We start from the raw sequence: 20,418 nt of genomic DNA on the forward strand, positions 1-20,418 counted from the left end.
CTAGCGTTCACGCCAGCTTCCGCTGCGCCGGGAAAACCTCGCGCAGCGCCACGCTCAACCCGTCCTGCACTTTCTGCAGCTCCCGATAACGCGCCACGTTCGCTTTCGACGGCAGGCACCGCGTCTCTTCATCCACCGCGACCACCCCGCTCGTGAAATCGCTAAGCTTCGCCTTCTTCTTTCCTTCGCGCAGCGCAACGCACCACGCCGCCTGCAACGCCCCGCCCACCGCCGCGCCTTCGTCCTCGACCATGCCGACCACCGGCACGCCAAAAATATCCGCCATGATCTGACGCCACACGCCTGACTTCGCGCCGCCGCCCGTGACGCGAATCTCCTTCGCCTTCACACCGAGCCCCGCCAGCCGCTGCAATCCGTAATTCATCCCCATCGTCACGCCTTCCATCGAGGCGCGCGCGATGTGTCCCGGGGAAAAAGTCTTCCCGTTCAACCCGAGCAACACGCCCGAGCCATCCGGCACATTCGGCGTCCGCTCGCCCGCGAGATACGGCAATAGCACGAGTCCGCCCGCACCCACCGGAGCCGCCGACACCGCCGCCGTCAGCGCCGCGTGATCGTAGCCAAACAACGCCCGCACCTGCTCCGTCACCGTCGTCACATTCATCGTGCAGAGCAACGGCAGCCACCCGCCCGACGACGAACAAAACGCCGCTATCTCCCCCGTCGGATCGACCACCGGCTTGTTTGCGTAAGCATAGATTGTCCCGCTCGTCCCGAAGCTCGCCGTCACCACGCCCGGCGAAACATTCCCGGTCCCGATCGCGCCCATCATATTGTCGCCGCCGCCAGCGCTCACGACCACGTCACTGGAAAATCCATACTTCGCCGCGATCTCCGGCCGCAACGTCCCCGCCGCTTCGCTCGACTCCGAAATCTCCGGCAGCCAGTCCAACAGGTTCTTGTCGATCGCGTTGACAGCATCCTTCGACCACGTGCGCTTCCGCACATCCATCAACGCCGTGCCCGACGCATCGCCGTGCTCCATGAAATAATTCCCCGTCAGATGGAAATTCAAATAATCGTGTGGCAGCAGCACATGCCTCAACCGCTTGTAATGATGCGGCTCATTCCGCTTCAGCCACAAAATCTTCGGCGCCGTGAATCCCGGCAGAAACAACAACCCCGCCTTCTTCAACGCCGCTTTGTCTCCGCCCAGCTTCTTCGTGAGCAGCGCGCATTCTTTCGTGGTGCTCGTGTCGCACCACAGCTTCGCCGGACGGATCACCTCACCCTTCGCATCCAGCGGCACGAATCCATGCTGCTGCCCCGACACACCGATACCGCGCACCTGCGCGCGATCGATCTTCGACGCCACCTCTAGGATCACCTTGTCCATCGCCGCCGTCCAATCCTGCGGATGCTGCTCCATGTGCCCCACCGGCAGTCCCTCAATCAACTGATGCGACGCGCGCGCCTCCGCCACGACCTGGCGCGTATCGAGGTCGAGGACGACCGCCTTGGTGCTCTGCGTTCCGGAATCGATGCCGATGAAAAGACTCATGTGAGGATGAACTGAAACGGGGTGAAAGAATCGAAAAAATCGCGTCCGACCACCGTCCGCGAAGCCGCTTGTCTTGCCCGCCCACCCGCCCGATTCCAAAACAAAACGCGCGCAAACATTCGCGCATCGTCCTCCGCCAACTGTCCATCCATCCAGTCAACACGGTGCGCAATAATCCCCTTGCCGCTCCTCCGTCACCCCAACCAAACCCATAATGACTTCCCGCGTCTACCCGGGCTGTCTTCCCTTCCCCGCTTCCGTCGTTCCCTCCGTTTCTTTCCATGCCTTCAGCACCGCTGCGTCTTCGCTCCATCCCCTTTCTCGCCTTTCTCGCACTGAGCTGCGGTAGCCCGCTCTCGGCCGGCGAGCTCAAAGTCGACATCAACCGCGACTCCAAAAACTCCGCCGCCGAAACCGAGACCGGCTACACCAAGTGGAGCTCCGACACTACCGGCGGTGCCTCCTCCGGCCTCGCCGCCGTCACCAAATCCTTCACCTCCGCCACCGGAGAGGCGATCACCGTCAGTTTCGCCCAGACCGCCACTTCTCAATCCCGTGGCGGCACCGGCCTCGTGAGCAACTGGTACCAAGTCGGCGCCCAGGGCACCGCCAAGCTCGTCAGTGACGGCCTCACCGTTGCCCCCGCCAATATGACCACCGGCGGCGAAATGCAGATGACCATCACCGGTCTCTCTGCCGGCCATCACACACTCCTCACGTATCACAATGCCTGGGACGCCGCTTCCGCTCTCGTCTCGCTCGCCCCCATCGACGTTTACGTCAACGGCGTCCTCATCGTTAACGACCTCCAGCCCACCATCCGCGCCGCCACCAACATCGCCGCGCCCATCGCCTACCTGGAGTTCGACGTCGCTGACACCAGCACCGTCACGACCATCCTTTTCTCCACCGAGACTTCGTCCACCTCCACGACGAAGAACGTCATGATTAACGCGTTCGAAATCGATACCTCGAACGCTTCCCGCAACGCCAACACCCCTTCCCCCGCCGACGCCGACGAACACGTCAACGCCGACTCCGGTTCGTTCCTACTCAGCTGGTCCGCCGCCCTAAGCGGCGACTCCATCTCCCGCGATGTTTATTTCGGCACCAGCCGCAACGCCGTGCTCACCGCCACCCGCACCTCGCCGGAATTCAAAGGCAACCAAACCGCGCTTTCCTACAACGTCACCGGTCTCAACGGCCACCTCACGTATTACTGGCGCGTCGATGAAATCGACTCCAACGGCAACGTCACCAAAGGCACCGTCTGGTACTTCCGTCCCCGCCTGCTCGCCTTCCCTGGCGCCGAGGGCTACGGCCGCTTCGCACGCGGCGGTCGCGGCGGCAAAGTCGTGCACGTCACCTCGCTCGCGGATTACGCGACTGCGGCAACACCCATCCCCGGCACGCTCCGCTACGCCATCGAGCAGGAGACCGGCCCGCGCACCATCGTCTTCGACGTCTCCGGTCTCATCACCCTCCAGAGCGACATCGTCATCAGCTCCGCCCAGCCTTACATCACCGTCGCTGGCCAGACCGCCCCCGGCAAAGGCATCACCATCAAGCGGCAGCTCTTCGGCATGAGCGGCGCGAGCGACGTCATCGTCCGCTTCCTCCGCGTTCTCGTCGGCAAAGAAAGCGGCGAAACTCAAAACGCCACAGGCATCTCCGGCAGCAACAACGTTATCATGGATCACTGCTCCATTGGCTGGGGCATCGACGAAGGTCTCAGCACCCGCACAGCCAAAAATGTCACCTTCCAGCGCTGCTCCCTTTCCGAAGCGCTCAACGTCGCCGGACACCAAAACTACCCGGCCGGCACCGCGCACGGCTACGCGGCCTCCGTTGGCGGCGACATCGTTTCGCTCCACCACAATCTCCTCGCCCACAACGAGGGCCGCAACTGGTCCATGGCCGGCGGCCTCGACGCTGCTGGCTACTACGCCGGCCGTCTCGATATCTTCAACAACGTCGTCTACAACTGGGGCGGACGCACCACCGACGGCGGCGCGCACGAGGTCAACTTCGTTAACAACTACTACAAGACCGGCGCCGCCACGACCAAGTTCACGGCGTTGAATCCTCAATACGGCGGCTTCCCCGGCACCCAGCAGTATTACATGTCCGGCAATGTCATGCCCGGCCGCTTCGACGAATCTAACCAAGCCGCCGGCTTCACCATCGGCACCGAGAACGGCGGCACCCTCCCGCAAAACTCCACGCCCGCCTACACCGCTCTCGTCAACGCCCCCTTCTTCCCGTCCTACGCCACGATCCACAGCGCCGCCGACGCCTACAAACAGGTGCTCTCCGATGTCGGCTGCAATCAGCCGCAAATCGACGACCGCGACATCCGCATCATCAACGAAACCCTCAACGGCACCTACACCTACACCGGCAGCATCAGCGGCAAACGCGGCCTCCCAGACACCACCGCTGACGTCGGCGGCTGGGAAAACTACCCCGAGATGAAGCGTGCCGACAATTTCGATACCGACCGCGACGGCATGCCCGACTGGTGGGAAACCCTCTTCGGCCTCAACTCGCGCTCCGCCGCCAATGACTTCTCCGAGTCCAACGCCGACCTCGACAATGACGGCTTCACCAACCTCGAAGACTACCTCAACTGGCTCGCCCTCCCGCGCTACAACTCCGCCATCAACGGTTCCGTCGACATCGACCTCAGTGCCCTCAGTCGCGGGTACACCAGCGTCCCTGTCTTCACGCTCGGCACTCCGACCGCCGGCACCGTTCAACTTATCGGCAACGGCAAAACTGTCCGCTACACCCCCGCCGCCAGCTTCGAAGGCATCGCCCGCTTCTCCTTCACCGTCACCGATTCCGTCGGCAGCACCATGACCCGCGACATCGGCGTCCGCACCTACGCCATCCCCGATCCCACTCTCGCACTCACCCGCAACGCCACCACCTTCAGCAACGAATTCATCGGCGTTCCCGGCCAGACCTATAAAATCCAATACTCCGACGACCTCGTCACTTGGATCGACCTGCAAACCATCACCGCCACCGGCGAAGCCTACCCCTTCACCGTTCCCACGAACCTTACCGGCGCCACCCGCCGCTTCTTCCGCGCCACCTCCATTCCGTAGCCGCGCTAGCTTGTTTCCCGCTTCGCCGAAAGAGCGATCCACGCCAATTCTGGATCGGCGTGGCTCGCTCTTTTATAGCCGTATAACCCGGCGCCACATCCCGTGGTTTCCTCTTGCCGGTCGTATGATCGCCTCTGCATTTTCCGGCCCGGCGGCGCTGGCACTCTCACCGGCATCCGTTTCCCGATCCATGCTTCACCTCACCCCCGGTCCTCGCGTGCTCAACGTCATCGCACTTATCTGCGCCTTCGCCGCCAGCGCGGTATTCGCAAACGACCTCGCGCTCAACGCAGACTCCCTCGCCGCCGAAGCGGCACCTGTGATCGCAACCCAGCCGCTCTCACAAACCGTGAAGGCGGGTAGCGCCGTGACACTGTTCGTCGTTACGCGCGAATCCGACCTCGCGTATCAGTGGAAAAAAGACGGCTTCGCCATCGCCGCTGCCACCCGCGACTCATTCGAAATCGCCTCCGCGCAACGCGGCGACAGCGGAAACTACACCGTCGATATAACCAATCCCTCGGCCACGACTACCAGCAGCACCGCCACCCTGGAAGTTTCTCCCGTGAGCGCCGCAAGCGTCGCCTTCCAAGGGCGCCTTTTTACGGCCCCGCGCTTCGTTCCGGAACCCGGTGCTGTCATTACTGCTCCGATCGCCGACGGATTCGCACGAGGAGCCACCGGCGGAGGTAACATCACCCCCGTTATCGTCACGACCGCTGCTGAATTCAAAACGCAAGCCGAGTCCTCCGCCCCAGCCGTCATCACCGTTTCCGGCACCATCGATCTTCGGGCCCTTCCCGGCGTCTCCATCAAATCCGACAAAACCATCCAAGGTCAGAACGCCGCCGCCTCGATCGATGGCCAGCTCTTCATTGGCCCGGGCGTGAGCAACGTGATCATTCGCGGCCTTAACTTAACCTACCCCACAGTGCCTGAAGACGGTGCCGAAATATCCCCGCCCTCCCTCGCAGATTTCGACGCCCTATGGAGTTCTCCCGGAGGCACTCTGGCCGCTTTGGCCGGGACTGGCGGCACCCCCTTAATTATTTCAGGCGCTTCCCGCATCTACGTGACGCACTGCTCCTTCTTCGACGCCGAAGGTTACCTCGCCACAGTCACCGGGGGCGCCGACAACGTGACTTTTTCCTGGTGCGAATTTTATTATCAACCCGGCCAGCCCCGTCTTCGCCTCGGCATGCTCATCGGCGCCCCCTCCGGCGAAACCAAGCCGCTCCACATCACCCTCCATCACAATTGGTGGTCCGATCTCATTGAACAACGCATGCCGGTCACGACCTACGGCCACATCCACCAGTACAGTAATTACTTCAAACCCGCCCCCAGCACACCCAACGTCGCAGGCACCGAAGCACGTGCCAGCTCCCAGCTCCTCAGCGAGCGCAATCTCTACCACAGCATCGCTTCACCACTCACCAAATCCAGCGGTGGCCTCATCCGGACACTCGGTAATACCTACACCGCTACCACCGGAACCGCACCCGACACCGGTTCCGACAACGTCTTCGTCCCTCCGTACTCTTACGCCACCCTCAACAACACCGGCCTTCCCTCCGCGATCGCGACCTACGCCGGCAACACCGCGGGTGCACTCTCCGCGTCTATCCAGTTCGGCTCCATGTCGATCGCCGAAACGCTCTTCTCCATTCCCGTCGGCGGCACCTTCACGCTCCAGGCCTCGCTCACCAACATCGCCGGAGCCACCTACCAATGGCGCCTCGACAACACACCCATTCCCGGCGCCACTGCCGCGAGCTACACCGTCTCCAACGCCCAACTCACGAACAACGGCACCTACACAGCGACAATCACGCTCATGGACGGCGACACCATCGTCAGCTCGCCTAAAACCATCGCCCTCAGCGTCCCCTTCATCGCCGGCGAAAACCCGCCTGCATCAAACAGCGGAACTGGCGGCGGCGGTGGAGGCGGCTCCCCTTCAGTTTGGTTCTTAATCGCCCTGACCATATTGGCCGCCCATCGCATTCATTCTCGTAAATAACGCCGACGCTTTCACACGCACGCGACTAGGCCCGCCCTCCCCGGCGGGCCTTTTTCTTTTCCAAATTCCGCGCCTCCGCCCTTCCGCGTTTCCGCAATCGCCTCCCAACAGTTCTCTGAATTCCTGTTCCTCCGGTTAATCCTGTCCCAAAATTCCGTCTCCGTCCTCCGCCCGTCACGCTTGCTCCTCCGCTCCAAACGTCTCCTCCTCCACCGCACCGCGTTCATGTCCGACACCGCTCCGCAATCTTCGCTCCCGCCCGCCCCCCTCGCCCCACCTCCCGGCTTCCCCGATGCAGACGCCGCGATGACCCGCTTCATCGCCGTCATGGCCGAGCGCAAGATGCAGCTCTACCCCGAGCAGGAAGAAGCCATCCTCGAACTCTTCGGCGGTGCCAACGTCATCCTCAACACCCCCACCGGCTCCGGCAAATCCCTCGTCGCTGCCGCGTTTCACTACAAGGCCCTCTGCGCCGGCCGCCGCTCCGTCTACACCTGCCCGATCAAGGCCCTCGTAAACGAAAAATTTCTCTCCCTCTGCCGCGACTTCGGTCCCGACAACGTCGGCATGATGACCGGCGACGCCTCTGTTAATCCCGACGCCGCGGTCCTCTGCTGCACCGCCGAAATTCTCGCCAACATCGCCCTCGCCGGTGGCGAACGCGCCGACTCCATCGGCGCCGTCATCATGGACGAGTTTCACTATTACTCCGACCAGTCCCGCGGCACCGCCTGGCAAGTCCCGCTCCTGCTCATGCCGCGCACGCGCTTCCTCCTCATGTCGGCCACGCTCGGCCCGGCCGACTTCATCGAGCGCGAACTCACCCGCGTCACCAAAGCCCCCGCCGTCACCGTCCGCAGCGACCGCCGCCCCGTGCCGTTGAATTTCGAATACAGCGAAACGCCCCTCGCCGAGCGCGTCGCCGATCTGCTCACGGGGAAAAAAGCGCCGGTCTACCTCGTCTACTTCACGCAACGCGACGCCTCCGAGGCCGCGCAGTCGTTGATGAGCCTCACGATCTGCACGCGCGAAGAGAAAGCCGAAATCGCCAAAGCCCTCGAAGGGGTCCGCTTCAACAGTCCCTACGGGAAAGAAGTGAAACGCTGGCTCCGCCACGGCATCGGCGTCCACCACGCCGGCCTCCTCCCGCGCTACCGCATCCTCGTCGAGCAGCTCGCGCAAAAAGGCCTCCTCAAACTCATCTGCGGCACCGACACCCTCGGCGTCGGCATCAACGTCCCCATCCGCACCGTCGTCTTCACCCAGCTCTTCAAATACGACGGCCAAAAAGCAGGCATCCTCTCCGTCCGCGATTTCCGCCAGATCGCCGGCCGCGCCGGCCGCAAAGGCTACGACGATGTCGGCTACGTCATCATCCAAGCCCCCGAGCACGTCATCGAAAACAAACGCGCCGAGGAAAAAGCCGCCGGCGATCCGAAGAAGGCCAAGAAGCTCGTGAAACAAAAAGCCCCCGAGGGCGCCGTCGGTTGGGATGCGAAAACTTTCGAGAAGCTCATGACTGCCCAGCCCGAAGGCCTGCAATCCCGCTTCGATGTTTCCCACGGCATGTTGATGCAGGTCCTCTCGCGCGACGAAGACGGCTGCCGCGTCATGCGCCAGCTCATTGCCGACAGCCACGAAACCCCGCACCGCAAAAAAGCCCTCCGCCGCCGCGCCTGGCAGCTCTTCCGCGCGCTCCTCGACCGCAAAATCATCGACTGGATTCCGCCCGAGCCCTCTGGCCGGAAACTCAAGGTCAACGTCGGCCTCCAGGACGACTTCTCTCTTCACCAAGCGCTCTCGCTCTATCTCATCGACACTCTCCCGAAGCTCGACCGCGAGTCACCGGATTATCCCTACGACGTCCTCACGCTCTGCGAATCCATCGTCGAAAATCCCGAGACGATCCTCCGCCGCCAGGTCGACGTCATCAAGACCGAGGAGCTCGCGCGCATGAAAGCCGCCGACATCCCCTACGACGAGCGCATGGAAAAACTCGAACTCATCGAGCACCCCAAACCGCTCCGCGAATTCCTCTACGATACCTTCAACGCCTTCGCCGCCGCGCACCCATGGGTCGGTCAGGAAAACGTCCGCCCCAAGTCCATCGCCCGCGAGATGTACGAGCGTTACATGTCCTTCGCCGACTACATCCGCGACTACGGTCTGCAGCGCTCCGAAGGCCTCCTCCTCCGCCACCTCTCCCAAGTCTGGAAAGTCCTCGCTCAAACTGTCCCCGACGACGCCAAAACCGAAGAGGTCGTCGAAATGGAACTCTACTTCCGCGAACTCATCCGCGGCATCGACTCCAGTCTCCTCGAAGAATGGGAACGCATGCGCAACCCCGACTACGTCGCCCAAGAACTCGCCACCGACAAACCCGCGCGCCCGTCCAACTTCGACATCACCCGCGACGTATCCGCATTCCAACGCCTCGTCCGCACCGCCATCCTCGGCTTCCTTCAGGACATCGCCGCCCGCTCCTGGGACGCCGCCCTCTACCGCCTCACGGCCTCTGGCCTCAGCGACGACCCCGAAGACCCCGCGCGCAAAGCCGCCGCCCGCAAACTCGAAGACGCCTTCAAGCCCTACTTCGACGCCCGCACCCGCTTCCGCCTCGACCCCGAAGGCCGCTCCGCGAAACACACCCATTTCGAATCCCTCGACGACACCCCGCTCAACGTCCGCTCCGTCTGGCCCGTCGCCCAAGTACTCGCCGACCCCGAATCGCTCAACGACTGGGAAGCCCAATTCACCATCGACCTCACCGCCTCTCGCCTCGAAAACCGCCCCGTCCTAGTCTTCAACACCATCCACGAAATCGGTACCTCCGAAAATGCCGATATCCCCGCCGGCTCCTAGTGCCGGGAGCGCCTATATCGTTCATCCCGTAATCCATGCCTCAAATCCTATTCGTCCTCTTCATTTTGGTCTGGGCCAGCGCGCTCGTAGCGCTTCTCTACGGTACCGGATACTGGATCGCCGCGGCTTCAGAAATTCAGCCAGAAAAGAAGAGCCGCTATGGATGGAATCCTCTCAACGCCACGATCAGTCCGGCGAACTTGACGGTGCGGGGTCAGACTTACCGGAAGAAAGCCCTGCGCGGTCTCATCCTCTTCGTATCGCTGACAGCCACTGTCTTGGCCGCAGGCTTCGGACTTAAAATGATAGCCATGATTGCCGCCTCATTAAAATAACCAGACATCACTTTATCCCCATGAAACTCTCCATCCTCGCCTCGCTCACACTGGCCTTCACCGCCCTCATGTCCGCCGCCGAACCCACCGTCATTCCACTCTGGCCAGAAGGCGTTCCCAATCTCCGCGCCGACGCAACCGACGAGAAGACCACCGATAACCGCACGTCCAACATCCATCACCCTTCGCTGACCGTTTATCCAGCGCCAGCCGACAAAGCCAACGGCACCGCTGTCATCGTCTGCCCCGGCGGAGGCTACATGCGCCTCGCGATGGACAAAGAAGGCGTCGAGTACGCCCAGTGGCTCAACACCCGCGGCATCACCGCCTTCGTCCTCAAGTACCGGATGGTCGAATACGGCCAGCCCGCCCCGCTTCAAGACGCCCTTCGTTCCATCCGCCTCATCCGCTCCCGTGCCGCAGAGTTCGGTGTGAAGCCCGACCGCATCGGCATTATGGGCTCCTCCGCCGGCGGACATCTCTCTTCCTCCGCCGCCACACTGTTCGAGGCGCCCGAAGGCAAAACCGGCAACGCCCTCGACTCGGTCAGTGCCCGTCCCGACTTCGCGATCCTCTGCTACCCGGTCATCACCATGACCGAACCCAATACCCACGCCGGCTCCCGCAAAGCCCTCCTCGGCGAAAACCCCACGCCCGAGCTCATCGCCCGCTGGTCCACCGAAAACCAAGTCACCGCCGCCACACCGCCCACCTTCCTCTTCCACACCACGGAAGACGGCGCCGTCCCTGTCGAAAACGCCCTCGCCTTCTACGCCGCGCTCAAGCGCAACAAAGTCCCCGCAGAACTCCACGTCTTCGAAAAAGGCGGCCACGGCGTCGGCATGAGAGCCGGCAACGGGCCCACCTCCGACTGGCCCGTCCTCCTCGAAGCCTGGCTCCGCCTCCACGGCTGGATCACCCCATAATTCCGACGTAGGGCTCGCGCTCGCGCGACGCCTCCGATCGCGAAACTTCCTCCTCCCCCTGCGCCCTCTCAGCGCTTCCGCCCCTCCGCGTCTGCGCGATCTTCCGTATCCGTTTTTCCATTCTCCGGTTCGTCCACCTGCGCCGCGCCCCCCTTCTTCGGCTGCTCGATCAAACTCACCAGATACGACATCGCCCGGAACGGCCGCAGCACCGCACTCCCAATCGAAAGCGGCTCCACCTTCTCCTCCGTATTCTCCGGCAGCTTCTTCACGAGCCAGCTCAACACCAGCGCGCTCACGATCACGCTCACAAAAAACCACCCGAACACCGCGACATCGATCTCCCCGCCGCCACCGTTTTCGTCCGCCGGCGTTTTCAAAAACCAGCCCCACACAATCGGCGCGCATCCGCCCAGACACGATGTCACCGCGCCGTGAATCGACACCATCAGCGGCCGCTCCCCGTCCGGCACGATCTTCGGCAGATACCCCAGATTCGCGATCGTCCACCCCGCCACGCCCATTCCCAATAAAAAATACGCCACGATCACCCCCGGCGTTCCGCCAAAACCGCTCCGCAAAAACAGCCACCAAAAACTCCCCACAACCACATACAGCGCCAGCGAGATCAGTAAAAACGGCTTCGCCCCCACGCGATCAATTCGTCCACGAATCACCGACGCCGACAGAAAAACGCCGAAGTACCGCACCACTTCGAAGCCGATGATCTCCCACAACGAAAACTTCGGCACCGCTTTCAAATAGTACGCCACGAACGCCGGAATCGGCGTCGAGATCACACAGTACCCCACGACGATCCACAGATACGTCCGGAAAATTCCCGGCGCAAAAATATGCCGCGGCGTGCTGCGCACCACCGACGCCACGCTGATCGCCACCGGCTTCGGCCCATCCGGCAGCTTCTTCAACGCGAAGAAACTCAACGTCGATCCCGTCAGCGCGATCGCATACTGCACCAGCAACGCGTTGAACACCGGCAGCAGCGCAAACAACCCGGCGCACACCAGCAGCGTCGCCACACTCGCGATACTCGACACGAACTGGTCGTTCGCAAAATACCGCCCGCGCGCCCGCTCCGGCACGATCGCATAGATCCACGGATTAAACGCCGCCGCTCCCACCGACCGACACAGACAAAAGAAAAATACACTCCACACCAGCGCCTGCGCCATCCACCCAAGCACACCCCAGTACGGCACGAGCGCCGCCAGCACGATCGGCACCACCAGAAACAAACTCCGCGTCCCCCACCCGCCCAGCATCACTTTCTTAAACCCGTAACGCGGCAGCAACGCCGTGGACAAAATCTGAATCGGCGTGAGCAACAACACGAACGACGTCGCCAGCCCCACCTGCAACGGAGTCGCCCCCAGTTGCTGCGCAAACAACACCAGCGGCGTTCCAAGTCCAACCTGCCAGGTCAGCGCGTTGAAAAATCCAAACACCAACCCCGACCGCACCGGCGCCAGCTCCGGATCACTCTTCTTCGTCGGAAAAATTAAATGGAGCACGGGAATTAAGCAGTGATCTCACGCCAAGCCTCCAAAAACGCAAAGTTGGTTTTCTTTGCGACTTGGCGTCTTTGCGTGAGCCCTTCCGCCCTTCAGCGTTTCCGCGATAAAATAAAAAACGGCACGCCCACGCTCACTTCAGCAGCTTCGCCCAGCGCCCAAACTGCTTCTTGATCTGCACCGGTCCCGGCATGCCAGTCCCAGCGCGCTTCTTCATCGCGCGCTTCAAATCGAAGACCTCCGTCCAGTCCGGCCCAAACGCCTTGTGCACCGAGCGCACTTCCTCGTACGGCAGGTTGTTCAACTTCACCGTGAGCTTCTCCGCGATGCGTACCACCGCGCCCACTGCATGGTGCGCCTCGCGAAACGGCACGCCCTTCTCCACGAGGTAGTCCGCCATATCCGTCGCCAGCAGGCCCGGATCAGCCACCGCTTCCGCGCAACGATTCCGAATCATCTCCGCACCCGTGAATGTGCCTGCGAGCACTTCCGCGCACAGTCCCGTTTGCTCAAACGAATCAAATACCGGCGGCTTGTCCTCCTGGAGATCGCGATTGTACGTGAGCGGCAGCCCCTTCGTGAGCGTCAGCAGCGTGTGTAGATTTCCCTGCAACCGCGCCGACTTGCCGCGCAACAGCTCGCACGAATCCGGATTCTTCTTCTGCGGCATGAGCGATGATCCCGTGCAGAACGTGTCCGGCAGTTCGATAAACTTGAACTCCGCGCTGCTCCACAAAATCAAATCCTCCGCGATGCGCGACGCATGCACGCCAAACAACGCGCACGCATGAGCGAACTCGATGAACGTGTCGCGATCCGCCACCGTATCCATGGAGTTCTGCGTCACCCGCGGCTTGCCCTTCGCATCCACGAATCCGAGCTGCACCGCCGTGAACTCACGATCGATCGGCAGCGTCGTCCCCGCGATCGCGCCCGCGCCCAGCGGACACCAGTTGGCGTGATCCGCCACTGCTTTCAGACGCTCGCGGTCGCGCTCCAGCATTTCGAGATAAGCGAAAAGATGATGCGCCAGCCACACCGGCTGCGCCCGCTGCAAATGCGTGTAGCCCGGGATCAGCACATCCTGATTATCCTCGGCCAGCTTCAAGATCGCCCGCTGCGCCAGGACGATCTTCTCACCGAGCGCCGCGCACGCGTATTTGAAAAACAACCGCATGTCCGTCGCCACCTGGTCATTCCGGCTGCGCGCCGTGTGCAGCCGCGCCGCCGCCGGCACGCGCTGGGTCAGCGCCTGCTCGATGTTCATGTGGACGTCCTCGAGCTTCTTGTCCCAGACAAATTTCCCCGCCTCGATCTCGCCGAGAATAACATCCAGCCCGCGATGAATCGCGTCGCGCTCCTTCGTCGTGATGATGCCAACATGCGCCAGCATGGCCGAGTGAGCCTTGCTGCCCTGAATGTCGAACGGCGCTAGCCGCCGGTCGAACGACACGGACTCGCTAAACGTGAGCATCAGTTCGGCAGGACCGGCGCTGAAGCGCCCGCCCCAGGTGACATGAGAGGGTTTGGCCATACGACCTGCGAACACACGCCCTCCCGCCTCACCGCGCAACGCGAAAACCGTGGCAATTCCCGTAGCATAAACGGCACGAACAAACAGCAGTTGCCCGCCTCCGCCCCGCCCGCACTATCGCTCCATGCGTTTCCGCGCACCGCTGTCACTCCGCAGTCTATCGCTGCTCGCCCTCGCGCTTTGCTCCGGCCTCCTGCCCGCCGCCCCGCACGATCAAGTGGTCATCCCTCCGGCAAAAACCTCCATCTACATCGGCAACGTCACGCTCACGCCCGGCATCCTGAAACGCGAAAACGCGACCTACACGACCTCCTATCACGCCAAAGTCTTCCCCTATTTTTTCTACAACGAAGAGGGCCAGCTCTCCATCGACTTCTCCGACGAACAACTCGCCCAGCTCCAGCGCGGCGAACGCGTCCCCTTCACCGGCACCGCCAAAAATAAAGACGGCGAAGACCGCCGCATCGAAGGTCACGTCACCGCCAGCGCCCCCGGCGCCACCGAGGGCACCATCAAAGTCCGCATCTTCGTCACCAAGAAGATCGAACTCATCTTCAACAGCACCTATCAGTTCAAACCATAGCAGAGTCCTCTCCCGCGCCTCGGCTCTTCAGCATTTCCGCGATGCCTTCAAAAACGTGGTGCGGTGGAGGTGACTCGAACACCCGACCGGCGGTTTAGAAAACCGCTGCTCTATCCAGCTGAGCTACCACCGCAAAACGACACCGGTAGTAAGGACGTCACCCCTTGGGACAAGAGGGAAAACCACGCCTCCGCCATTCTTTCAAAAACACCGCTTGACTTGAAATCCTCCGTTTCTACCGTCCGCCCTCTTTCCTCATTTCCGGGGTGATAGCTCAGTTGGTTAGAGCGTCTGCCTGTCACGCAGAAGGTCGCGGGTTCGAGTCCCGTTCATCCCGCCAGTTTTGAAACCCGCATCCTCACCCGATGCGGGTTTTTTATGCACCTGCGGGTGCCCTTTGCACACCGGACAGAAAATTCCCCTCACGCCTGCACCCGCCCCGCCGACGGCACCACGCACAGCCACCGACACCTCCGCCGGCTTCACGCTGCACCCCTTCACGACCTCCCTGTCGCCCCGCCCCGTCACGCTCCTCGCGCTCGATGACAGCCATCGCCCCTCGTTCGCGGTTCCTGAGACGACTTGGTATCTACCGTTGAAACTCTCGCGACGACCGGTGAGGGTGATCGAAATGCCCGGAAAACCAACCAGCTCCTCAGCCCGACCCGCCCCCACCACCTCTCCCGGCTATGTCCTTTTAGTGCGCCGCAGCATCGGCCGCGGATCGGTCATGCAAAACGATCTTCACCGCAGTGCCCGCGGCAAAACCAGAGGCGAGGCCGTCCACGAAGCGGAAGCTCTCGAAAAAGCACTCAACGGCGGGCTCACCTTCGCAGAAGCCGAGTCCGCTCAAATCCAAACCGCACGCGAGCGCCGCGATCCCAAAGTCACCGCCAGTTTGAAAGAAGGAGCCTACCTTGTCGGCGTCCAAACCCTCCACGGCGCCTCCAAAATGCAGGGCTTCGCCACATGGAGTAAGCGAAAAAACACCGACGCTCAGGTCCCGCAAAAAGTCCGGTACGGTTCCTCGCCCGCCACCGCGGCCAAGGGTACCAAAAATTCCTCCGGTCGCCGGAAGTCGTAATCGAACGGTTTCGCCAGCACACCGAGCAACCGGTTCATCGGCGCGAGATTCCCCTGCTCGCCCGCCGCCAGCGCCGCCTCGACCATGTGATTGCGCGGGATCACCGCCGGACAACTCGCCCGCCTCAACTGCGCCGACTCCTCGCGCGATTGCGGCTGACGTTTCAACCGTTCGATCCACCGCGCGCGCCATTCCGTGAATTCCAGATCGATCACGATCGGTCTTTCCACCGCGCCAACGCTTCCGCTCGCGTCCTCCGCTTTAGCGTCATCCACCGCGATCCGCGCGAACGTGTTCGTGAAATCCGCCTTCGTTTTCTGCATCCACTCGAGCAGCCCTTCCACGAGGATCACGTCCTCCGGCTCCTCGTTAAACAACCCGAGCTTCCGCCGCCACCCCGCGAGCAGATGCCGGTGAAACTGCGTCCCGAATTCTGCCAGCGCCGTATTTGCCATCTCGATCGCTTGCGCCTCCACACGGTGCAGCAACGGCAGCAACGCCTCCGCCAGCCGCGATAGATTCCATTGCGCAATCGCCGGCTGGTTCCCGTACGCGTAGCGCCCGTGCCGGTCGATCGAGGAAAACACTGTCGCCGGATCATACGCGTCCATGAACGCGCACGGCCCATAGTCGATCGTCTCGCCTGAGAGCGCCATGTTGTCGGTATTCATGACGCCGTGCACGAAGCCCACCAGTATCCACTGCGCGATCAACGCCGCCTGCCGCTCGATCACGCCCGTGAGCAACGCCAGCGCCGCATTCTCCGCGCCCGCCCGCTCCGGGAAATGCCGCCGCAACGTGTACTGCGTCAAAGCCCGCAACACCGCCTCATCGCGCTTCGCCGCCGCCCATTGAAACGTCCCCACGCGGATATGACTCGCCGCCACGCGCGTGAGCACCGCGCCCGGCAACGCCGCCTGCCGCCACACCGTCTCGCCCGTCGCCGCCACCGCGAGACTCCGCGTCGTCGGAATCCCCAGCGCAGCCATCGCCTCGCTGATGATGTACTCGCGCAACATCGGCGCCAACGCCGCCCGCCCATCGCCCCGCCGCGAAAACGGCGTCGGCCCCGCGCCCTTCAGTTGAATATCGAAACGCCCGCCCCGCGGCGTGATCTGCTCGCCCAATAAAATCGCCCGCCCATCGCCAAGCACCGTGAAGTGCCCGTACTGATGCCCCGCATACGCCTGCGCAATTGCCCGCGCCCCCCGCGGCAACCGGTTCCCCGCAAAAATCTCAGCGCCCTCCGCACCCGACAACGCCTCCGCCTCCAACCCCAACTCCGCCGCCAGCGCCTCATTGAAAACCACCAACCGCGCCCCCTTCACCGCCGTCGGCCCCACCGCCTCATGCAACACCGCCGGCAACTCCGCATAAGAATGCTCCAACCGCCAGCCACCCGGCGCAGCCGCATTCACCGACGAAAAAGAAGAAAACTCATCAGCCATGAAAAAGACCTTCCCCGAAAACCGTTAGACGTCCAGACCCTGCAACGGAAAAGCGGCAGTGCCTCGCCCGCGATTCGCTCTCAACGCGCTTTGCTCGCCAGAGCGGGTTCGATTCCCCGTGGGGGCACCGACTCACGAAAGAAAACCCCAGCAGGGGTGATTTTTCGACCGGAATACGACCGCCACGAAAAGGCTGATAGATGGCCAAGGGCTAAATGCCTGCTTTTATGTTTAGGGCCTCGGTGCCGCAAAATTGGTGAGCTTGTGTCTGTGGAGAGGGTCTATGGCAGCCAACTCGTCTACGATTTTGTCGATGCGTCGGATAATACTGGAGCGCGCATCTTGAGAGAGTTCGTCAATGCTGTTTAAGCGTCCCCGGAGCCGGCGGATCCGATCCATAGCGTCGGGTTCGTTTAGACTCATGAACAGACTTTTAATTTCCGCGTCAGAATACTTTGCGATAATGGCAAACTGTCCGGATTTATTCCAACCCTTGGGATCACCTGCCACCTCGTCGAACGCCTGTCGGAGGGTTGGATTATCGTCGAGAGAAGGCTCATATGGAATTTTCTGAATGACGCCGGACGCAAGCAGTGATGGATATACCTTCAAGTTGCCTTCCCGTTGCTCTGGAGGCACGGACTTGAAGATGGGAGTCATTAACTTCTCCACCGAGGCCATTGCCTCACGCGATTTATCGACCGCAAGGAGCAGGTCAGAGATTACGGCAATAGTTCCGCGCGGAACGGTTTTTAGATCCTCAGAGAAAAACTCCCTGATCTCTTTGGACAAATCGGCCGCCGTTGCTTGAAGACCTGATCGCAGCCCTCGCAAAATAGCGTCAGCTCTTTTGTTTTTTGTGTCTGCCTTGTGGCTTTCTACGGAAAGCTTGAATGCCGCTTTGAGCGCTTTTTCATCGAATGCTCCATCGTTAATGAGTTCGACGATGTGTGTGTCGTAGCCCTCGGGGTAATAGTCCAAGTCGTCCAAGATGTCGGAATAACTATCCGCGGCCGGTTTGTCCTTCTCGTTTCCTTTCCTCATCTGGCGCGCGTAGATAACACTCCAATTTCGAGTGAGAACTCTCTCGAAATCGTCTCGGCTTAGCCCTCGCTCGAATTTCAGAAGAGTGAGGACCGCCGCGTGGCGGACCACCCGTGGCCATATAAAATTCCGCCCAGAAACTTTTATTTTTCCAATCTCGGCCAGCACCCAGGCGAGGCGTTGCATCACACGAATGTTGGCAGAGCCGAACGCCTTAAAAATCGGCAAGGCTGCTTCCTGCTGTTGCTTATTTTCGATGGCCAAATGAACCACGTCGGACGGTTCAGGACGAAAATCGAGTGTGAGGTCAAAAACCTTCTCTTCAAAGATTCTCATGACAGCGCCGTCCGTGAGTTTCTCCTTGTTGAGGATCAGCAGAACCTTGCATTCACGTTGCTCAGTGAGTTCCGAGATGAATCCGAGTACATCAATGGGACGAAGGCCTTCACCGGCACGTTCGAGATCGTCGATGCAGACATATAGGCCCTTTAGAGTAGCATTTTCGACCAGCTCTTTGGCGATGTCTCCAACTTTGGAAATATCGAATCCGCCTGCCTCACCAGAAACCCAACCCTTCAAAAGTGCTGCTTTTCCGATCGTGGTAAGTGATTTTTTCTCTGCCGCGATTGCGGCGGCAGCCAACCGGGCTCGAGCTTCAGCCAGACTTTGAACACCGAACAGCGACAGATATGCAAATTTCAGCTTTGCGGACTTGAGCGTGTCGGCATGCGTTTGGACGAAGTGTTTCACGAGGTAAGTTTTCCCCGTGCCCCAAGGACCGGACAACGCGACAGCTCCTAGCCTTTCGTCCTTTGCGAGACCTACGAAAGCATGGATTGCAGTGTTAGTTCTTTTAGCATGCTGGCCCATAGTGCTCAAAATGGATAAACGCAGGCCGTTAGCCACGAAAGCTGTTTCTACAAAGTAAGCGTCCGCTCCCATCAGAGAATCAGACCGGTCTCGCAGTCTGGACATCGCCTGAACCGCTCAACACCGTCCGGCCCGCATGGATCACTTTGCCCAGATTGCGGAGGCGGGGGCTTCGGCGTCATCGACGTTGTTCATCGGACCGTTTGCCCTGCTCGTACTCGCCATTCCGGTGCTGCTGCTGGGTGAATTCATTTTCCACCGCGTCGGCTGGCTGCATCGGGCCAATGTGCCAGCGCCGATCATCGGCGGACTACTCGTCGCCATTACCCTCGCGATCCTCGCGCAAGCCGCTCCAGGACTCGTCACTCTGCAAGGAAGCACGGCCAACGCCGTCTGGCTCTGGCCCGTTCTCCCGCAGTGGGGACTCGGCGCGCCGTCGATGACCGATGTCGAGCGACCGCTGCTCATCCTGTTTTTCACCTGCATCGGTTTTAACGCGAGCTGGAGCGTCGCGCGTCAAGGCGGTCTACCGCTCGTCATCTTGCTCGCGCTCTCGATCGGACTCTCCGCCGTCCAGGCAGCCACCGGTGCGCTCACCGCGCTCGCCCTCGGCGAAACGCCTCTCCTCGGCCTCATGGCTAGCAACGTCTCGCTCATGGGAGGCTTCGGCACCGCAGCGGGATTCGCTCCCGAATTCGAAAAGGCTGGCCTCGTCGGCGCCGCCTCCATCGGGCTCACCGCGGCCGTGTTCGGTGTCGTGGCCGGCGGACTCGTCGCGGGCTGGACCGGCGGACGCCTCGTGCAACGAAAACTCCATCGCGTGGGCGAAGGCTCAGTCAGTCTCCAGCAACTCGAATCGGCATCCGCCGAACCGGCTGGCTTCATCGCCGAACTCAAGGAACTCGCCCGCTCTGCGCGCAGCGTGTTGCTGCACCTGGCAGCGCTCGTCGTGTGCATGAAGCTCGGCGCGTTTCTTAGCGTTTTCATCCAAAGCTCCGGCCTCACGTTCCCCGTGTACATGGGCTCGATGATTGTCGCCGCGATCCTGCGCAACGCGCACGATCTGCTCCGCGGCAACGTGCTCAAAACAGAGCGTGTGGACGCCATCGGCTCAGTCGCGCTCATGTGGCTCCTCGCCGTCGTGATGATCGACCTGCAACTCGCTCAGCTCCTCGGCTCCGCCCTGCCCTTGCTGGTGATCCTCGCCGTGCAAGTCGCGTTGATGGCGGCACTCGCCTACTTCGTGACGTTCCGCCTGATGGGCCGAGATTACGAAGCCGCCGTGACCAGCGCCGGCATGATCGGCTACGGACTCGGCGCGACGTCGAACGCCATGGCGACGATGCGCGTGATGATCCGCCGCTTCGGCCCCGCACCGCGCTCCATGCTGATCGTCCCCATCGTCGGCTCCTTCCTCGTCGATTTCTTCAACGCCGTGCTCACCACGACGGCGCTGAACGTTCTGAAATAGTGCGGGCCGCGGAGTCAGACTCCGTGATAGTTGAGGATTGAAAAACGCTCCGCGTCGTCGTTAATCAAATT

Annotated in this window: 13 protein-coding genes and 2 tRNA genes; 8 read left to right on the top strand and 7 right to left on the bottom strand. The window is 61.5% G+C overall.

Features of this window, described 5'->3' with window-relative positions; translation table 11 throughout:
* Positions 1 to 7: 7 nt before the first annotated feature.
* Positions 8 to 1,522 carry a xylulokinase gene (gene xylB, locus CMV30_RS03285; protein ID WP_096054692.1) on the bottom strand — a complete coding sequence of 505 codons (1,515 nt, stop codon included), beginning with the start codon at positions 1,520 to 1,522 and terminating at the stop codon, positions 8 to 10.
* Positions 1,523 to 1,803: 281 nt separating this feature from the next.
* Between xylB and CMV30_RS20600 the strand changes: the two genes are divergently transcribed.
* The 5 genes from CMV30_RS20600 to CMV30_RS03310 all read left to right on the top strand — a co-directional run bounded on the left by CMV30_RS20600 (position 1,804) and on the right by CMV30_RS03310 (position 10,781).
* Positions 1,804 to 4,635, top strand: a complete 2,832-nt coding sequence (locus tag CMV30_RS20600; RefSeq protein ID WP_096054693.1) for an Ig-like domain-containing protein — start codon at positions 1,804 to 1,806, stop codon at positions 4,633 to 4,635.
* 190 nt (positions 4,636 to 4,825) lie between these two features.
* Positions 4,826 to 6,658 carry a pectate lyase family protein gene (locus CMV30_RS03295; protein WP_096054694.1) on the top strand — a complete coding sequence of 611 codons (1,833 nt, stop codon included), beginning with the start codon at positions 4,826 to 4,828 and terminating at the stop codon, positions 6,656 to 6,658.
* Positions 6,659 to 6,883: 225 nt separating this feature from the next.
* A complete protein-coding gene (locus tag CMV30_RS03300) occupies positions 6,884 to 9,520 on the top strand; it encodes a DEAD/DEAH box helicase (protein WP_096057593.1) in 2,637 nt (878 codons plus the stop codon).
* Between the two features lie 35 nt (positions 9,521 to 9,555).
* Positions 9,556 to 9,855, top strand: a complete 300-nt coding sequence (locus CMV30_RS03305) for a hypothetical protein (RefSeq protein ID WP_096054695.1) — start codon at positions 9,556 to 9,558, stop codon at positions 9,853 to 9,855.
* A 20-nt stretch (positions 9,856 to 9,875) separates the two neighbouring features.
* The gene (locus tag CMV30_RS03310; RefSeq protein ID WP_217494448.1) at positions 9,876 to 10,781 is read left to right on the top strand and encodes an alpha/beta hydrolase; all 906 of its coding nucleotides are present in this window, start codon (positions 9,876 to 9,878) and stop codon (positions 10,779 to 10,781) included.
* Positions 10,782 to 10,849: 68 nt separating this feature from the next.
* Here the strand turns inward: CMV30_RS03310 and CMV30_RS03315 are convergent, their stop codons facing one another.
* Together CMV30_RS03315 and argH are read right to left on the bottom strand one after the other, a co-directional pair.
* The gene (locus CMV30_RS03315; RefSeq protein WP_096054696.1) at positions 10,850 to 12,313 is read right to left on the bottom strand and encodes an MFS transporter; all 1,464 of its coding nucleotides are present in this window, start codon (positions 12,311 to 12,313) and stop codon (positions 10,850 to 10,852) included.
* A 133-nt stretch (positions 12,314 to 12,446) separates the two neighbouring features.
* Positions 12,447 to 13,847: an argininosuccinate lyase gene (argH, locus tag CMV30_RS03320; RefSeq protein WP_096054697.1), complete on the bottom strand. Its 1,401-nt coding sequence runs from the start codon at positions 13,845 to 13,847 to the stop codon at positions 12,447 to 12,449.
* Positions 13,848 to 13,971: 124 nt separating this feature from the next.
* Here argH and CMV30_RS03325 point away from each other — a divergent pair, with 124 nt between their 5' ends.
* Positions 13,972 to 14,430: a hypothetical protein gene (locus CMV30_RS03325; protein WP_096054698.1), complete on the top strand. Its 459-nt coding sequence runs from the start codon at positions 13,972 to 13,974 to the stop codon at positions 14,428 to 14,430.
* A gap of 56 nt (positions 14,431 to 14,486) precedes the next feature.
* On the opposite strand, the gene CMV30_RS03330 is transcribed toward CMV30_RS03325, so the two are convergent.
* A tRNA-Arg gene (locus CMV30_RS03330) sits at positions 14,487 to 14,563 on the bottom strand.
* Positions 14,564 to 14,693: 130 nt separating this feature from the next.
* Between CMV30_RS03330 and CMV30_RS03335 the strand changes: the two genes are divergently transcribed.
* Positions 14,694 to 14,770, top strand: a tRNA-Asp gene (locus CMV30_RS03335).
* A 357-nt stretch (positions 14,771 to 15,127) separates the two neighbouring features.
* Here the strand turns inward: CMV30_RS03335 and CMV30_RS19720 are convergent.
* From CMV30_RS19720 to CMV30_RS03350, 3 genes are all read right to left on the bottom strand, one after another.
* On the bottom strand, positions 15,128 to 15,361 hold the full coding sequence (locus tag CMV30_RS19720; protein WP_175414713.1) for a hypothetical protein: 234 nt from the start codon (positions 15,359 to 15,361) through the stop codon (positions 15,128 to 15,130).
* Between the two features lie 65 nt (positions 15,362 to 15,426).
* Positions 15,427 to 16,962 (bottom strand): protein adenylyltransferase SelO, encoded by a 1,536-nt coding sequence (locus tag CMV30_RS03345; protein ID WP_096054700.1) that lies wholly within the window; start codon positions 16,960 to 16,962, stop codon positions 15,427 to 15,429.
* Positions 16,963 to 17,193: 231 nt separating this feature from the next.
* Positions 17,194 to 18,981: a P-loop NTPase fold protein gene (locus CMV30_RS03350; RefSeq protein ID WP_138223099.1), complete on the bottom strand. Its 1,788-nt coding sequence runs from the start codon at positions 18,979 to 18,981 to the stop codon at positions 17,194 to 17,196.
* A gap of 31 nt (positions 18,982 to 19,012) precedes the next feature.
* Between CMV30_RS03350 and CMV30_RS03355 the strand changes: the two genes are divergently transcribed.
* Positions 19,013 to 20,347 carry a sodium/glutamate symporter gene (locus CMV30_RS03355; RefSeq protein ID WP_096054702.1) on the top strand — a complete coding sequence of 445 codons (1,335 nt, stop codon included), beginning with the start codon at positions 19,013 to 19,015 and terminating at the stop codon, positions 20,345 to 20,347.
* Positions 20,348 to 20,418: the final 71 nt, after the last annotated feature.

Origin of the sequence: Nibricoccus aquaticus (genome assembly GCF_002310495.1) — a bacterium.
Lineage (GTDB): Bacteria > Verrucomicrobiota > Verrucomicrobiia > Opitutales > Opitutaceae > Nibricoccus > Nibricoccus aquaticus.

Coding starts and splice junctions, on each gene's coding strand:
- xylB (WP_096054692.1), bottom strand. CDS start 1,522: ATGAGTCTTTTCATCGGCATCGATTCCGGAACGCAGAGCACCAAGGCG.
- CMV30_RS20600 (WP_096054693.1), top strand. CDS start 1,804: ATGCCTTCAGCACCGCTGCGTCTTCGCTCCATCCCCTTTCTCGCCTTT.
- CMV30_RS03295 (WP_096054694.1), top strand. CDS start 4,826: ATGCTTCACCTCACCCCCGGTCCTCGCGTGCTCAACGTCATCGCACTT.
- CMV30_RS03300 (WP_096057593.1), top strand. CDS start 6,884: ATGTCCGACACCGCTCCGCAATCTTCGCTCCCGCCCGCCCCCCTCGCC.
- CMV30_RS03305 (WP_096054695.1), top strand. CDS start 9,556: ATGCCTCAAATCCTATTCGTCCTCTTCATTTTGGTCTGGGCCAGCGCG.
- CMV30_RS03310 (WP_217494448.1), top strand. CDS start 9,876: ATGAAACTCTCCATCCTCGCCTCGCTCACACTGGCCTTCACCGCCCTC.
- argH (WP_096054697.1), bottom strand. CDS start 13,847: ATGGCCAAACCCTCTCATGTCACCTGGGGCGGGCGCTTCAGCGCCGGT.
- CMV30_RS03325 (WP_096054698.1), top strand. CDS start 13,972: ATGCGTTTCCGCGCACCGCTGTCACTCCGCAGTCTATCGCTGCTCGCC.
- CMV30_RS03345 (WP_096054700.1), bottom strand. CDS start 16,962: ATGGCTGATGAGTTTTCTTCTTTTTCGTCGGTGAATGCGGCTGCGCCG.
- CMV30_RS03350 (WP_138223099.1), bottom strand. CDS start 18,981: ATGTCCAGACTGCGAGACCGGTCTGATTCTCTGATGGGAGCGGACGCT.
- CMV30_RS03355 (WP_096054702.1), top strand. CDS start 19,013: ATGGATCACTTTGCCCAGATTGCGGAGGCGGGGGCTTCGGCGTCATCG.